Raw genomic sequence first — 14,812 nt, 5'->3', positions numbered from 1 at the left:
TAAACGAAAGAAAGGAAGCCTGCAAAAGCAGCGCTTCCCTTCTTCTTATTGCTCTATACAGTCGCCAGCTGGCTGGCTTTTAAAGCTTGCTCCAGGTCAGCGATGATATCATCAACCGATTCGATACCGACAGATAGACGGATCATGTCCGGAGATACGCCTGCAGTAATTTGTTGTTCTTCGCTTAATTGCTGGTGAGTTGTGCTTGCAGGGTGGATGACGAGCGATTTCGCATCTCCTACGTTAGCCAGGTGGGAAAGAAGCTGTAAACTGTTAATGAATTTCTTTCCTTCTTCCAATCCGCCCTTAATGCCAAAAGTAAAGATAGAACCTGCACCTTTCGGCAGGTATTTCTGCGCTAATTCATAATATGGGCTGCTTTCAAGTCCCGGATAATTTACCCATGAAACAAGTTCATGGCTCTCAAGATAACGAGCTACTTTAAGTGCGTTTTCCACATGGCGTTCCATGCGCAGGTGAAGGGTTTCTAATCCCTGCAGGAACAACCAGGAGTTAATTGGAGCCACTGCCGCACCGATATCACGGAGAAGCTGAACACGTGCTTTAATAATATAAGCGATGTTTCCTACTGCCTGTGTATATACGATACCATGGTAGCTTGGGTCTGGCTCGCTCAAGCCCGGGAATTTTCCATTATCCCAGTTAAACTTTCCGGAATCAACGATAACTCCCCCGATGGATGTTCCATGTCCGCCGATAAATTTCGTTGCTGAATGGACAACGATATCCGCACCAAATTCGATCGGACGGCACAGATATGGTGTCGCAAATGTATTATCTACAATAAACGGTACGCCATTCTCGTGAGCTACGTCTGCGATCGCCTCCAGGTCAACTACATCGATGCGCGGATTCCCGATCGTTTCCGCATATACGGCTTTCGTTTTATCGTTAATGGCAGCGCGGAAGTTTTCCGGATTAGATGGATCTACCAGATGAACCGTAATGCCCAGCTTTGCGAATGTATGAACGAACAGATTGTATGTTCCGCCATACAGGTTGCTTGAAGCCACAATTTCATCCCCTGCGCCTGCAATGTTCAGGAGGGAGAAAGTAATCGCAGACTGGCCGGATGATACGGCGAGTGCGCCGACCCCGCCTTCAAGCTGTGCTACACGCTGCTCGAACGTATCCTGTGTAGGGTTCATGATACGGCTATAAATATTTCCGAATTCTTTCAATGCAAACAGGTTTGCCGCATGATCGGTATCTTTAAATACGTAAGAACTTGTTTGATAGATCGGCACCGCCCGGGACAGTGTTGTAGGTTCGACTTCCTGGCCCCCGTGTAAGCAAATCGTTTCAAAGTTAAGTTTCTTTGTTTCTGACATCATTATCTTCCTCCTCATATCTTGATTGAATTTTTCAGGGCGATGCTACCAAAAATAAAAACCTCTTCCCGGAAGGAAGAGGCTAGATACTGAGGTATGTATCATCGCTCTCATCTTCCAAAGCCTATTGCTTTGCTGGATTTAGCACCTTGCAGTATAACCTGCCGGTTGCCGGGCTTCTAAGGGCCAGTCCCTCCGCCACTCTTGATAAGAGATGCATATGTCGTTATTGCCATTATAGCCACACTATTCCTACCTGTCAACTTAATCCAAAAATTTTATTTTGCAACAATATGCGGTTTTATTTTCTCAAATGTTTTGGCCCCGATTCCTGAAACGTTCGTGATGTCTTCGATCGTTCGGAACAATCCTTTTTCCTCACGATATTGAATAATGGCAGCCGCTTTTCCGGGCCCGATGCCAGGAATGGTTTGCAGTTGCTCTGAGGCCGCATGGTTTATATCTACTCTAATCTGGCCGGAATCGCTCCCGGCAGGTACTCCAGGAGAGGCGCCTTGTTTGTACGAAGCTTCAGCGGCCTGTTCTCCCTTATGGGGAATATATAGCAAGGCCCCGTCCTGCAAAAGCTGAGCCCCGTTTACCTGCTTGTCGTCAGCTTCCGGGAGCAGCCCGCCTGCCATGCCGATCGCTTCAAACATTCTGGCCTCCCCGTGCAGCGTATACACACCGGGGTGTGCGACCGCCCCTTTCACATCAACAACAATTCGCTTCTCCTGCTTCTTTTCAATTCCTCCGCTTTCATTCTGTTTCCGCCCCGTCTCCTCCGGCTTCTTCTGTTCTTGCACCCCACTTTCCACAATAGGAATCATGGCCTTCTCTGCGTTGTTTTCTTTCCCATAGAAATAAAAATAACTACTACCGATAACAATAAAGAATATAATAATGATAAGTGTTTTTTTCTTGCAAGAAAGAATTCAATCATCATATGCCCCCTGCAGCTTGTGATTGGTTATTGGATTGCCTATAATCTTTGTATACTGCTATTGAAAAAAATGACGGACTATAAAGGAGGTTCATAGTATGAGTGTTCACCACGCAATTTCCGCCCATTCGGCAAAACAGGCGGAGTATATTACCCTTTATCGTAAACTGGACGCTATAAGAGAACTGCGGATCGAGCAGGCTATAGAGCAATGCAAGGCCGGAGAAGAAATCTCAGTCCATGAAATTAATCACGTAACACAGCAGATTAACCAGCTCGCACAGAGCCATCACCTGCCTCCACGCAAGCTTGTAACAATAGAAATGATTAGAGAGATATGTAAATAATTACCATATATTTACATGATAACACATCTCCTAAAATTTGTGTACTGAATCTCCTTTGGGGTCCATATACATGAAAACAGCGGAATAAAAGGAAGGCTACCATACAGCCAGTCTGCGTTTGTTTGCACCTTTCTTTTTCAGTATGGAGGGACAGACAACCTGCCTGAGCTGTCCTGCCTGCTTTAAAAACGGCTGGAGGGATTCAGATGCACATTGGTTTTATCGGCACAGGAAGTATGGGAACGATTTTAATTGAAGCGTTTATTGAATCCGGCGCACTTCTTCCCTCGCAGATTATCGCTTCTAACAGAACAAGAGAAAAGCTTTCTCCTCTTCTCGCAAAGTACCCTGGAATAAATACTGCGGCGAATCGCGATGTCGCTCTACAGGCAGACTTCCTGTTTCTATGTGTCAAGCCACTCGATTACCGTGTTGTTTTGGATGAAATAAGAGATTGCCTGGATGATCAAAAACTTCTCCTTTCCATTACAAGCTCAGTTGGGGTTGAACGGCTTGAATCTTTCCTTACATGCAAAGTTGCACGCGTAATTCCAAGCATAACAAATGCTGCCCTCAGTGGTGCAACACTTGTTACGATGGGCAGAAGGCTGCAGGATGAGGATGCCCAGGCACTGTTTACTCTTCTTTCCGCTATTAGTACCCCGATTCATATCGGGGAAGCTGAAACAAGGATTTCCTCCGACATTGTAAGCTGTGGGCCCGCGTTTTTTAGTTTTCTTCTGCAGCGCTTCATTGACAGTGCTATCCAAGAAACGTCTCTATCAGAGGGGCAGGCGACGGAAATGATGACCCAGATGATTATCGGGATGGGCCGCCTTCTCGAAGACGGCCGCTTCTCGCTGCCGACTTTACAGCAGAGGGTGTGTGTGCCCGGAGGAGTAACCGGGGTCGGGCTGCGCGTCATCGATGCGGAAACAAAAGACGTATTTACGCAGACAATACAGGCGACCCAGGAGAAATTTGCCAGTGATTTGGCTGAGGTAAAGGCATCGTTTTCAAAATAAAATCGCGACGCAAAAAAACTCCTTTCATTCTAAGAAAGGAGTTTTTTGTGCATTTCGTTTATTCGACTATCTGGGCAACTGCCTTGAGCTTTTCAGGAATGGTAAGCCCAAACATCTCTGCCGCCTTCTTGCTAATGACAAGCTGTACATCCTTGGTCGTCTCAACAGGAATTGAACCTGGTTTTTCCCCGCGCAGCACTTTAGCGGCAATGCTTCCTGTCTGGCGGCCCATCTTGTAGTAATCAATTCCATACGTTGCAACAGCACCGCGCTTCACCGTATCACTATCCGAGGCAAACACGGGAATCTTGGCTGCCTTTGCTGTGGACAACAGTGCCTCGAATGAAGAAACAATCGTATTGTCAACAGGGATTAAAATCGCATCCACTTTGCCAACAAGGGATTCTGCTCCCTGTTTCACTTCCCCTGTATTGGAAACGCCTGCCTTCTCAATCGTGATGCCTTTTCCTTTAGCGGCCTGCTCAATCATGTTCAACTGGACACCCGAGTTTACTTCCCCGGTGTTATAAATAACACCCAGCTTCTTAATGGAGGGAACAAACTGTGTAATCAGTTCTACCTGCTTATCCATGGGCGATACATCTGATGTCCCTGTTACATTATCGGCAGGCTTTGCCAGTGAAGGGACAAGCTTAGCGGCCACCGGGTCGGTTACGGCCGCAAACACGACTGGCGTATCTTTCGCCTGGTTCACCACGGCTTGTGCGGACGGTGTTGTAATCGGAATGATTAGATCCTTGTTATCTGCAGCCATTTGCTGGGCAATCGTTGTCGTATTGCTCGGATCTCCCTGGGCATTAAGATAGTCAAGTTTCATTGTTTCCTTATCTTTAAAGCCTTCAGCCGCCAGCTGATCCGTAATTCCTTTGCGAATCGAATTTAACGCGGGGTGGTCGACTATTTGTGTGATTCCTACTTTCACCATTTTCACAGTACTCGCCTGTTCGGCCTTGCCGCTCGTAGACGGCGCGGATGGCGCTGCCTTCTCCTGTCCACAACCTGCAAGAATCATAAATGCCGCCATTAGCGTGATGGCTCCGTTTGCTGCTCTTCTCATCTTATCTCTCCTCCAATATATCTCAGCTACTTGCTCTAAACTGGTTTTATTATAGCATGACAAGTTGTAAGAATACTATAAAAAGATAGTATGTTCCTACAAGCTTGCCTCGGTTATTAATGCATGTTCGGGGAGCAAATCAGTCTCCTTGAGCCTGGCGGAATTACCAAAGAAATAATCTCCTTTTTCCTCCCTTACCCGTATAAACGCTTCAACGATTTGCGGATCAAATTGTGTACCGCTGCAGCTGACTAATTCAGCCACCGCTCTCTCAATGGGCCATCCTTCTTTATAAGAACGGGTCGACAGCATCGTATCAAGCGCGTCACATAGGGAGACGATACGGGATTGAAGCAGGATTTCATCTCCGCTTAACTTGCGCGGATAGCCCGCACCGTTAAAAAATTCGTGGTGCTGGCCGATAATCTTCGAAACAGTTTCCATCCCTTTTACACGTCCAATAATGTTTTCGCCAATAGTCGTATGCTGCTTTACAATTTCAAATTCTTCATCCGTTAGTTTTCCCGGTTTCTGAAGAATGGCTTCACTAATCCCCATCTTTCCGATGTCATGGAGCAGGGCACCGCGTTTTAAATCATACATTTCTTCTTCTGACAGGTTGAGTTTGCTGCCGATTGCCGCGGCATATTTCGCTACTGTGGCTGAATGGCCGAACAGGCTGTTGTCTCTGGCGTCAACGACCTGGGACAGAGTCAGAATGAGCTGGTCATTGTTTGCCCGCAGCTGCTCGTTGAAGTCTGCCAATTGCCGCATCTGTTGGTCTTTCTGCTTAAGAAACAAATGCATATTGCAGCGCATTAAAACTAAAGGAATAATAAATCCAATTAAACCGTATATATTAAACTGTTCATAAACCACCGCTAAAATTACACCGATGAAACCCAACAAACCAGAACTTACCAGGACCCAGTCCAGGGATTCTTTCCATACTGTTAACAGATTTGTTTCGGATGCTAATGCGACAACTGTACAAACAGCTAAAGTATCAATAATAACAAATACAGAAACTGTAACTAATAGAGGGAATATATTATCAACCTGTAATAGAGAAGAGTTGTTGGTTTGAAAGGTATTCCACACTAAGGAAGCAAGAAAGATTACGTTAATTGTTTCACAGACATTAAACAATGCTTTAGTAAAGCCTATGTATCGTGGGATAAATACGAGGGATAGCCCATAGCATGCAGCAAATATAGCCACTTCGAGTGGATTAAACAGAACAACGGCTGCTATAATTATCGCGGTTCCAGCAGATATTCGATAGCTTTGATGATTAATAGTAAGGATATTAAGACGACTGGATTCAAATAAACTGCCTAGGAAGACAAATGGAAGTACGAGCGGGAAAGAAACACTATATTCATTCAATGTAACTTTAAAAAGGATAAAGAGTGTAATCAATACATGAAAAAATATATATATTCTTGTTGTAACCGACAAATTGCTCATTATAGCATCCCTCATAGTAGAAATATGTAGAAAAAGCAGTCAACTGACTGCTTTTTCTACATTATAACAATTTATCCTCTTATATGTTATGGTTCAACAGTACTACAAATAAGATAACTTACTGCGTAGCTATATTCCAGCTTACTTTATTCCAACTTACTTTGTTCCAACTCACTTTATTCCAGCTTACTTTATTCCAGCTTACTTTATTCCAACTTACTTTTGTATAATCAATATCCTTCCCGTTATCTCCAATGTACGGAGACCGCGGCCATTCATTATATCCTCCCGGGGCAATGGACTGTAGCTTCTGTTCATCCTTTGCCAGAGCGACCGCTTTCTCGGCATCGATAACCCCCGCATTATCCGTCATGCCGCTATAAGTTTGAGTCGTATTCGCCAGAACTGCCTTAATCTGATTCGGTGTCAACGAAGGGTTCGCTTCAAGCATCAGGGCAACCGTTCCGGTTACTACCGGTGCTGCCATAGAAGTACCGCTCATCTGAAGGAAATGGCCGGCAAGCACCGCTTCCGGGTGTTCAACTGCTAATATTGCGTCAGAAGAAGGAAGAAGCGATACAATATCGGTTCCCGGTGCGGTAACTTCAGGTTTTGCAACTCCTTCCGCTGTGCTTCCTCTCTTGGACCACGAGGCAAGGGTTGCTTCTTTTGCCTTGTCCTTTCCATTTCCATCCACAGCACCCACCGTAATAACAAACGGATCATTTGCCGGTGCATAGTTAACATCGTTAGGATTTACTTTGTCGTTTCCGGCAGCTGCAATCACTGTAACCCCATTTAACCACAACTGTTCAACGGCTGCGCTTATCGGACTTGCAAGATACGACTGCGAGACGGAAGAAGAAACGGAAAGATTGATGGCTTTAATAGAATACTGATCCTTGAAATCGTATACCCATTGCAGTCCATACAGTAAATCAGCTTCTGTTAATTCTCCGTTATCATTTCCAAGCTTTACATCAATCAAATTTGCTGCAGGCGCAATCCCCGTTATTCCCCCTGCTCCTTTAGCGTTAATGATGCCTGCCACATGTGTCCCATGCCCGTATGTATCATAAGGAGTTGTCGCTTCCGGATTAATGACCGCAGACTCTATCAGGTTAAGCTGGGATGTACTGAAGCTATCTTTTCCGATCCCGCTGTCAAGCACAGCAATGGTCACGCCTCTTCCTTTTTCCTCAACCTTATCAACCTTCACCATTTTGCGGTAATTATTATTTACAATTCCCGCTTTTTTGAATTCATTATTTTTACCGATTTTCTCTTTTCTCTGTTTAAAGCCGGCTATCATAGGCTGGATGGATTGCACAGCAGTTGGCACCTTAATGTCTCCGACTGGACTTTGTACCGGAGCCGCTGCTGCTTCTTGCGGTACGGGCTTTTCACTTTCAGGCACCGGTGTTTCTGCTGCCGGTGTCCCTTTCCCATCCTCCGCTACAGGCGGCGCACTAGTTTCCGCGGGTACTGGATTGGCATTTTCAGCACTATTTGCCGCTGTATCAGTAATCGAATGGGATTGCAGAGGGTGATTTAAGCTATAACGCAGTACACTTTTTTGCTCGCCGAATGCGGCAAGGTTAGCCGCAGGCACTTTTGCGATAAAGCCATTAATCAATGGAATCTCCGCTACAAGCACCCCGCCCGCTGAACGAAGTAAATCCAGCGAATCAACTCCCTTTTCTTTCTGCACAATAATTTCAACCTGCTGTGCTGCACTCGTCTTTGTCATAGGGATAATGGCAACGGATAATAGGGCCAGCATGATTGCTAGCATGGTAATGACGAGGCTTCTGTACTTTACTCTGTTCATTTCTTTACTCCCTTATTTATAAGATTATAATTCTACTATTACTTTAAGTCTTTCAGGTAATATTTTCAATAAGTTCAGCTATTAATTTAGTCACTATTTTACGATTGAACCATTAATTGGTTTTCCGTTTAATGCTCTACTCTAGTAAAGCTTTCCATAGTAAATCACAGATAATCGCTGCTCGCATAATAAAAAGGCCTCCCTCTGAAGAGAGAAGCCTTTTCGTTCCTGGATAAGAAAGCATATATTGCTTTAAAGTGGTAAAGAAAAAGACCGTAAGATCAAAAACGTTAGAAAAAAGGAAGGGCAGTCCACGCAGATCGGCCTTCCTGACCCAGCGCAACCTCCCGGAGAGCATGAAGAAGCCCACCATTGTCTCCCGCCCCGCGCTACCCAGATGTTTGGTGGGCGCTGCTCGCAGGGAGGTGGAGCGGACAGTTCTTCCTTCCCCGCGGAAGGGAAAGGCAAGTGGAATGAACTTCCTTTTTTCTTGCTTAACCAACAACAATGTTAATAAGTTTACCCGGCACAGCAATCACTTTTCGTATCGTTTTATCAGCAATAAGCTCTTTAATTCTGCTGTTCTCTGTAACCATAGCCTCCATATCCTGCTTTGTTGCATCTGCCGGGATAATCAGCTTTTCCCGCACCTTGCCGTTCACTTGAACAACAATTTCTATCTCATCCAGGATGAGCGCGGTCTCATCGAAGGCCGGCCAGGACTGGTGGTGTACGCTGTCCTCTCTGCCGATCATACGCCACATTTCTTCTGTAATATGCGGTGCAAAAGGTGCCAGCAGAATAATGACGGACTCAATCGCATGTGCAAGCATTCCCCTGTCTGCATTCTCAGGATAGGCGTATATTTTGTTCACCAGCTCCATAATCGAACTGATCGCCGTATTGAATTGGCGGCGTTCTCCGATGTCGTCGCTTACCTTCTTAATCGTGGCGTGAAGGGTACGGTTCAAATCCTTTGCCGCTTCATCCCCAAGGTTGACAGGCAGCTTTTGGGCAACAAGTTCAACGTGGCTTTCCACCATCCGCCATACCCGGTTTAAGAAACGGTAGCTTCCTTCTACCCCGCTGTCGCTCCATTCTAAATCACGATCCGGCGGCGCGGCAAACAGGATAAAGAGCCTTCCCGTATCTGCTCCGTACTTCTCAATAATTTCATCCGGGCTTACTACGTTTCCTTTGGATTTGGACATCTTCGCCCCGTCCTTCAGCACCATTCCCTGTGTCAGCAGGCTTTTAAACGGTTCCGTGAAATTCACCATGCCGGCATCATACAGCACTTTGGTGAAGAAACGGGAATAAAGCAAGTGAAGGATGGCGTGCTCGATTCCGCCGATATACTCATCGACAGGGAGCCATTTGTTCGCTTTCTCGGGAGCAAATGGAATTTCATCGTTTTTCGGATCCGTAAAACGCAAATAGTACCAGGAAGAATCAATGAATGTATCCATCGTATCCGTTTCACGGCGGGCTGCGCCGCCGCATGACGGGCAAGTCGTATGAATAAACTCCTCAGATTTAGCGAGCGGGTTACCGGAGCCGTCAATGACCACATCCTCCGGCACCTAACCGGCAAATCTTCTTTCGGAACAGGAACGGTTCCGCAGCTGTCGCAGTAAATCATCGGAATCGGCGCACCCCAGTAGCGCTGGCGGGAAACAAGCCAGTCACGCAGACGATAGGAAACGGTCGCTCCTCCAACATTCCGCTCTTCCAGGTATCCTCCGATTTTCACAAGCGCTTCGCGGTTCGGCATCCCGTTAAATGATCCGGATTGTACAAGCACACCGTCTTCCGTATACGCTTCGGCCATTTCCTCTTCCGGCACAAAACCTTCACCTATCGGCTGGATAACACGTTTAATTGGAATATCGTACTGGCGCGCAAACGCGAAGTCCCTTGTATCGTGTGCGGGAACAGCCATGACCGCACCTGTACCGTAATCCATCAGGACATAGTTGGCGATCCAGATCGGCACCTCTTCTCCAGTCAGCGGATTGCGGGCATAGGAACCGGTAAAGACCCCTTCTTTTGGCGCGTCAGCAGACGTGCGGGTAATGTCCGATTCCTTTTTCATCCGCTCTACAAAGGCAAGCACTTCCGCTTCTGTGTCCTTTCCTTTGATGAGTTCACGGACGGCCGGGTGCTCCGGCGCAAGCACCATAAACGTTACGCCGTAAAGCGTATCCGGCCTCGTTGTAAATACGGTAATCCTGTCATTCAAATCCGGAATTTCAAATGTAACTTCCGCTCCTGTGCTGCGTCCGATCCAGTTTCGCTGCATCGTTTTTACTTTTTCAGGCCAGCCGGACAGCTCATCAAGATCGGCAAGCAGACGGTCAGCGTAATCCGTAATTTTAAAATACCATTGCTCCAGGTCGAGCTTCGTTACTTCTGTGCCGCAGCGCCAGCAGCGCCCGTCTTCTACCTGCTCGTTAGCCAGTACGGTCTGATCGTTCGGGCACCAGTTTACCGCTCCTTTTTTGCGGTATGCCAGCCCTCTCTCATAGAAAAGCAGGAACAACTGCTGCGTCATTTTATAATAGTCAGGTGAGCATGTCGCAATCTCGCGGTCCCAGTCATAGCTGACACCGAGCTGCTTTTGCTGCCCTCTCATAAAAGCGATATTTTCATATGTCCATTTGGATGGCTGGGCACCGAATTTAATGGCTGCATTCTCGGCCGGCATCCCGAACGCATCCCACCCCATCGGGTGCAGCACCTGGTATCCTTTCATCCGCTTGAACCGGGCCGTTACGTCACCGATGGAATACACGCGCATATGCCCCATATGCAGGCGCCCGGACGGGTACGGAAACTGCTCCAGGCAGTAGAATTTCTCCTTGCTGTCATCTTCATTTGTTACATTTGCTTTAGTTTCATTCCAATACTGCTGCCACTTCTGTTCGATTTCACGCGGCTTATACGATTTCATCAGTGTGTACCTCCTCAAGTCGTTAAAAACGCATTAAAAAAACCTCTCGCCCCTGAATAAAATCCAGGGACGAGAGGCTTATGTATCCATACACTCCCGCGGTACCACCCTAGTTAGCACCATATAAATAAGCGCTCCCTCTCGATCCGTATCGCGGATAAAACGGACGATGGTACGTTATGTTCCCAACGCCGGCTCCAAGGTGAGTTCATTGCCTTATGCGGTTAACTCGCACCGTCCGTTAACTCTCTGTATCGCATTCGCGCAATTACTATTCCTCATCTATGCCTTTTCATTTGCAATTTTACCTAAAATTATATGCAAACAAACTAACAAATGTCAACCTATGTACCGGGTTCATTTTTGAGCGGCAAAAAAAGCCCGCTCGCTCTCCTCCGTTATCGGCTGGGTAGAGAAATCCTCAGTAACAGACAACACGGAAAAACCCGCTTCTTCCAGCCATTTTTCCAACTGTGCCATCGAATAAGCCCTCTGCCTGTGAAGCTCATGAAAGCGGCGGTACAATCCGTTCCCTTCCTGCACAAACAGCGACAGGCTGTGTTCCACCGTCTCTTCCTTTGCATCGTACGTGCTCTCCCAGATGTAAGCAACCTGTTCATCCTGGTAGCTAAACGACTCGTTCCCAAAAACCTCTGCGATTTTGTAAGGGGTATGCACGTCAAACAAAAATGTTCCTCCTGGCTTTAATGCCCCATACACATGTGCGAACACCTGCTGAACCCCTTCAGCATCAGGTATGTAGTTTAACGTGTCACAAAAGCTTAGTACGCTGTCCATTTCCTCGTCCAGTTCAAGGTTTCGTATGTCCTGCTGCAGCAGACGCACCTCTCCTTGCGGGTGGCTAAGGGCCAGTTTTCTGCTTGCCACTTCAAGCATCTCTTGCGAGAGATCAACCCCCCACACCGCAAGATTATGCTCAAGCAAATAGCGGGTAAGCGAACCGGTTCCACAACCGAGCTCCGCCACCCGCTTCGGCACGGAACCGGTATGGCGCCAGGCCCGCAGGGCGAACTGCATCCACTGGTCATAAGGGGCATCAGCCATCAGGTGATCGTATACATCGGCCAGCCTGTGGTAACTAGTGGGCGGAAACCGTTCTGGCATCTTTCCACAATCTTTCTATATTATAAAATTCTCGCTCGTCCTTGTGAAATACGTGGACAACCACGTCCCCCAGGTCAATTAAAACCCAGCGCGCCTCGTCATACCCCTCGCGCCCTCTTACCGTAATGCCTGCTTCTTCCACGCCTTTTTTCACGCTGTCCACAATCGCCTGCACCTGCGTTTCAGAATTTCCGTGGCATATGACGAAGTAATCCGCAATGACGGATAATCCGTTAATATCAAGAATAATTACATTGTGTGCCTTTTTATCTTCCGCTGCCTGAGCGGCCAGCTGAGCAATTTCCTGTTCTGTCATATTCGCGTTTATTCCTCCTGTACGTTCTTTTTCTTTTTCGGCTTAACTAAGGAGTTGCGAGCGAAAACGGTTAACGGATATACTTTCTTTTCCCGATTCACAAGGAAAATAATCGTGTTCCCGAACGCTCTTGCCAGCGCATGATCCATATCTTCCTCCGCCAATTCGCGCAGCTCCTCTACTCCGGGAAAATGGCGGCCCGGTTCGATATAATCCGCAAGGCATACAACCTTCTCAAGCGGAGCCATGTTTTCCCGGCCCGATGTATGGTACCGTATCGCATCAAGAATTTCATTATCCTGAATGCCCAAATCCCGCCGGACCACTTCTGCCCCCACATGGGCATGCCACAGTTCTTTGTCGTGTTCAAGTAAATCCTTCGGAATCGCAGGCGTGCGCTCAATGATTTCACGCATTTTATCTTCCGGCCAGAACTTGCAATAATCGTGGAGAATGGCGGCCGTCTCCGCCTGTTTCACATTTACACCATACTTTACAGCGAGCCGGGAGGCGGTTTCCATTACACCAAGCGTATGCTCGTACCGGTGCTTTGTAATCTGTTCCTTCACTGCCGCAAGCAGTTGTTCACGATTCATACAATCCATTCTCCTCTATATATAGTCTTACCGACTCGGGCACCAAATATCGAATGGACTCCCCCGAGAAAGCTTTATGCCGAATTATCGTAGATGAAACGTCAAGCTGCGGCATTTCCACTTCGATTACACGATCCGTATACTCGTTTTGCATGCTGTAACCCGGACGGGCCAGCGCCACGAATTGAACGAGTGACACGAGCTCCTCTATTCTATGCCACTTTGGCAAATACTCAACCATGTCGCCGCCGATAATAAAATAAAAATCCACATTAGGATGCTTCGCCTTGAGAGACAGAATTGTATCGTATGTATACGAAGGTTTATCATCCTTCTTGTCAAGCTCAATCGCCGTAGCGCAGAAGTTCTCATTGCCTTGAATCGCCCTCTCCAGCATAGCCAGGCGATGGCAGTCAGCCGTAATGTGTTTTTCGAGCTTATGGGGAGGGATATGCGCAGGCATAAACCATACTTCGTCTAGTCCAAGCGCTTCGCGTGCCTGTTCAGCCACAATAAGATGGACCGTATGCACCGGGTCGAATGTGCCGCCGAAGATCCCGATTTTTTTCCGTTCTTTATCTTGGAAGCTCAATCGTTTTCTTTTCCTTTGATTCTTTGTAAAGAACGATTGTATTTCCGATAATCTGGACGATTTCGGCGCCCGCGCCCGCGGCAATTTCCTCCGCTACCTCATGTTTGTCTCCCCCATAGTTATTCAAAATCGATATTTTCAGAAGCTCGCGCACTTCGAGAGTTTCCTCTACCTGCTTAATTAAATTTTCATTGACGCCGCCTTTTCCCACTTGAAAAATGGGATTCAAATGGTGGGCGAGCGATCGCAAATGGCGTTTCTGCTTACCTGTCAGCATATCATTCCCTCCTTGTTCTATATGCAAATTCCCTAGCTTCGTTTTTCAAGCTCCTTCATGGCGGCAGCCCGCATTTCATCGACGGGAGCCTTTATTCCTGTCCAATATTCAAAGCTTAATGCCCCCTGGTAAATAAGCATACCCAGACCGCCATGCGTTCTAGCCCCCCGGTTATGCGCCTCCTGAAGCAGCTTTGTTTGAAGCGGATTGTAAACTAAATCGCTGACCAGCATTCCCTCATGCAGTAGTTCCGGGGCCAGTGGTGTTTCCAAAACGTTCGGATGCATCCCTACGGATGTTGTCTGAATAAGAAGTGTAGATTCCTTTATCACGTCAGGAATATCGCCAGGGACCACCGTATGAACAACGGAAGAAGGGTTCACGTGTTTTATGTCTTCAGCCAGTTGCTTTGCCTTATCAACTGACCTATTTACAATCACAAGCGAAGGAAGCCCCGCCTGCAAAAGAGCCACGGCTACTCCGCGCGCACCGCCTCCTGCGCCAATCATAACGGCAGATTGCTTGCGTACATTGATCCCGGATTCCTCCACAAGCGAACGAACGTAGCCTCTCCCATCTGTATTATACCCCACGAGGCGTCCGTTTTCGTTTACAATTGTATTCACAGCCCCTATCAGGGCCGCTTCTTCATCAATTTCATCCAGATAAGGGATGACACTGATTTTATGCGGCACTGTTACATTGACTCCCCGAATGCCAAGCGCCCGGATAGCGTCAACGGCAGATCCTACTCTTTCCGGCTGGATATCAAATGCTGCATACCGGTAATTAAGCCCGCAAACATTAAATGCCCGGTTATGCATCACGGGAGACAAGGAATGGCCAACCGGATGACCGAACAGGCCTGTTAAAACAGTATGGCTATTCAAGATTCAATCTCCTCACA

At 47.2% G+C, this 14,812-nt stretch carries 13 protein-coding genes, 1 pseudogene, 1 riboswitch and 1 other annotated feature; of the genes and pseudogenes, 2 read left to right on the top strand and 12 right to left on the bottom strand.

Annotation, left to right across the window (positions count from 1 at the left end; translation table 11 throughout):
- Positions 1-53: 53 nt before the first annotated feature.
- On the bottom strand, positions 54-1,352 hold the full coding sequence (locus MBEAL2_RS05870; protein ID WP_047151376.1) for a homocysteine synthase: 1,299 nt from the start codon (positions 1,350-1,352) through the stop codon (positions 54-56).
- A gap of 107 nt (positions 1,353-1,459) precedes the next feature.
- Positions 1,460-1,566: riboswitch (SAM riboswitch) on the bottom strand.
- Positions 1,567-1,630: 64 nt separating this feature from the next.
- A complete protein-coding gene (locus MBEAL2_RS05865) occupies positions 1,631-2,182 on the bottom strand; it encodes a helix-hairpin-helix domain-containing protein (RefSeq protein ID WP_052947514.1) in 552 nt (183 codons plus the stop codon).
- 211 nt (positions 2,183-2,393) lie between these two features.
- On the opposite strand from MBEAL2_RS05865, the gene MBEAL2_RS05860 reads away from it, so the two are divergent.
- Positions 2,394-2,642, top strand: coding sequence for a DUF2533 family protein (locus MBEAL2_RS05860; protein WP_047151374.1), 249 nt, complete (start codon positions 2,394-2,396; stop codon positions 2,640-2,642).
- A 206-nt stretch (positions 2,643-2,848) separates the two neighbouring features.
- Positions 2,849-3,667: a late competence protein ComER gene (gene comER, locus MBEAL2_RS05855; protein ID WP_047151373.1), complete on the top strand. Its 819-nt coding sequence runs from the start codon at positions 2,849-2,851 to the stop codon at positions 3,665-3,667.
- A gap of 58 nt (positions 3,668-3,725) precedes the next feature.
- Here the strand turns inward: comER and MBEAL2_RS05850 are convergent, their stop codons facing one another.
- The 10 genes and pseudogenes from MBEAL2_RS05850 to MBEAL2_RS05800 form a co-directional block, all read right to left on the bottom strand.
- Positions 3,726-4,745 carry an ABC transporter substrate-binding protein gene (locus tag MBEAL2_RS05850; RefSeq protein ID WP_047151372.1) on the bottom strand — a complete coding sequence of 340 codons (1,020 nt, stop codon included), beginning with the start codon at positions 4,743-4,745 and terminating at the stop codon, positions 3,726-3,728.
- 96 nt (positions 4,746-4,841) lie between these two features.
- Positions 4,842-6,215, bottom strand: coding sequence for an HD-GYP domain-containing protein (locus MBEAL2_RS28945; RefSeq protein ID WP_052947513.1), 1,374 nt, complete (start codon positions 6,213-6,215; stop codon positions 4,842-4,844).
- 118 nt (positions 6,216-6,333) lie between these two features.
- Complete coding sequence (locus MBEAL2_RS28940) at positions 6,334-8,046, bottom strand: S8 family serine peptidase (protein WP_052947512.1); 1,713 nt, start codon at positions 8,044-8,046, stop codon at positions 6,334-6,336.
- A gap of 494 nt (positions 8,047-8,540) precedes the next feature.
- A pseudogene (gene leuS, locus MBEAL2_RS05830) lies at positions 8,541-10,999 on the bottom strand (leucine--tRNA ligase).
- Between the two features lie 62 nt (positions 11,000-11,061).
- Positions 11,062-11,293: a binding site (T-box leader), on the bottom strand.
- 63 nt (positions 11,294-11,356) lie between these two features.
- A complete protein-coding gene (locus MBEAL2_RS05825; RefSeq protein ID WP_047151370.1) occupies positions 11,357-12,124 on the bottom strand; it encodes a class I SAM-dependent DNA methyltransferase in 768 nt (255 codons plus the stop codon).
- Positions 12,099-12,440 carry a ribosome silencing factor gene (gene rsfS, locus MBEAL2_RS05820; protein WP_047151369.1) on the bottom strand — a complete coding sequence of 114 codons (342 nt, stop codon included), beginning with the start codon at positions 12,438-12,440 and terminating at the stop codon, positions 12,099-12,101. Before rsfS ends, MBEAL2_RS05825 begins: the two co-directional genes overlap by 26 nt.
- An 8-nt stretch (positions 12,441-12,448) precedes the next feature.
- Positions 12,449-13,036: a bis(5'-nucleosyl)-tetraphosphatase (symmetrical) YqeK gene (gene yqeK, locus MBEAL2_RS05815; RefSeq protein WP_047151368.1), complete on the bottom strand. Its 588-nt coding sequence runs from the start codon at positions 13,034-13,036 to the stop codon at positions 12,449-12,451.
- Positions 13,026-13,628: a nicotinate-nucleotide adenylyltransferase gene (locus tag MBEAL2_RS05810; protein ID WP_047151367.1), complete on the bottom strand. Its 603-nt coding sequence runs from the start codon at positions 13,626-13,628 to the stop codon at positions 13,026-13,028. Before MBEAL2_RS05810 ends, yqeK begins: the two co-directional genes overlap by 11 nt.
- Positions 13,612-13,905: a ribosome assembly RNA-binding protein YhbY gene (gene yhbY / locus MBEAL2_RS05805; RefSeq protein ID WP_047151366.1), complete on the bottom strand. Its 294-nt coding sequence runs from the start codon at positions 13,903-13,905 to the stop codon at positions 13,612-13,614. Before yhbY ends, MBEAL2_RS05810 begins: the two co-directional genes overlap by 17 nt.
- 32 nt (positions 13,906-13,937) lie before the next feature.
- The gene (locus MBEAL2_RS05800; protein ID WP_047151365.1) at positions 13,938-14,798 is read right to left on the bottom strand and encodes a shikimate dehydrogenase; all 861 of its coding nucleotides are present in this window, start codon (positions 14,796-14,798) and stop codon (positions 13,938-13,940) included.
- Positions 14,799-14,812 lie beyond the last annotated feature (14 nt).

The sequence above is a fragment of the Aneurinibacillus tyrosinisolvens genome (genome assembly GCF_001015055.1).
GTDB lineage: Bacteria > Bacillota > Bacilli > Aneurinibacillales > Aneurinibacillaceae > Aneurinibacillus_A > Aneurinibacillus_A tyrosinisolvens.
The sequence above is the reverse complement of the archived record's forward strand: the minus strand, read 5'-3'. Positions and strand labels throughout refer to the sequence as shown.

What these genes read in the sequence shown, in the direction of transcription:
- MBEAL2_RS05860 (WP_047151374.1), top strand. Translation starts at nt 2,394, where the DNA reads ATGAGTGTTCACCACGCAATTTCCGCCCATTCGGCAAAACAGGCGGAG.
- MBEAL2_RS05870 (WP_047151376.1), bottom strand. Translation starts at nt 1,352, where the DNA reads ATGTCAGAAACAAAGAAACTTAACTTTGAAACGATTTGCTTACACGGG.
- comER (WP_047151373.1), top strand. Translation starts at nt 2,849, where the DNA reads ATGCACATTGGTTTTATCGGCACAGGAAGTATGGGAACGATTTTAATT.
- rsfS (WP_047151369.1), bottom strand. Translation starts at nt 12,440, where the DNA reads ATGACAGAACAGGAAATTGCTCAGCTGGCCGCTCAGGCAGCGGAAGAT.
- yhbY (WP_047151366.1), bottom strand. Translation starts at nt 13,905, where the DNA reads ATGCTGACAGGTAAGCAGAAACGCCATTTGCGATCGCTCGCCCACCAT.
- MBEAL2_RS28945 (WP_052947513.1), bottom strand. Translation starts at nt 6,215, where the DNA reads ATGAGCAATTTGTCGGTTACAACAAGAATATATATATTTTTTCATGTA.
- MBEAL2_RS05850 (WP_047151372.1), bottom strand. Translation starts at nt 4,745, where the DNA reads ATGAGAAGAGCAGCAAACGGAGCCATCACGCTAATGGCGGCATTTATG.
- MBEAL2_RS05825 (WP_047151370.1), bottom strand. Translation starts at nt 12,124, where the DNA reads ATGCCAGAACGGTTTCCGCCCACTAGTTACCACAGGCTGGCCGATGTA.
- MBEAL2_RS05865 (WP_052947514.1), bottom strand. Translation starts at nt 2,182, where the DNA reads ATGATTCCTATTGTGGAAAGTGGGGTGCAAGAACAGAAGAAGCCGGAG.
- MBEAL2_RS28940 (WP_052947512.1), bottom strand. Translation starts at nt 8,046, where the DNA reads ATGAACAGAGTAAAGTACAGAAGCCTCGTCATTACCATGCTAGCAATC.
- yqeK (WP_047151368.1), bottom strand. Translation starts at nt 13,036, where the DNA reads ATGAATCGTGAACAACTGCTTGCGGCAGTGAAGGAACAGATTACAAAG.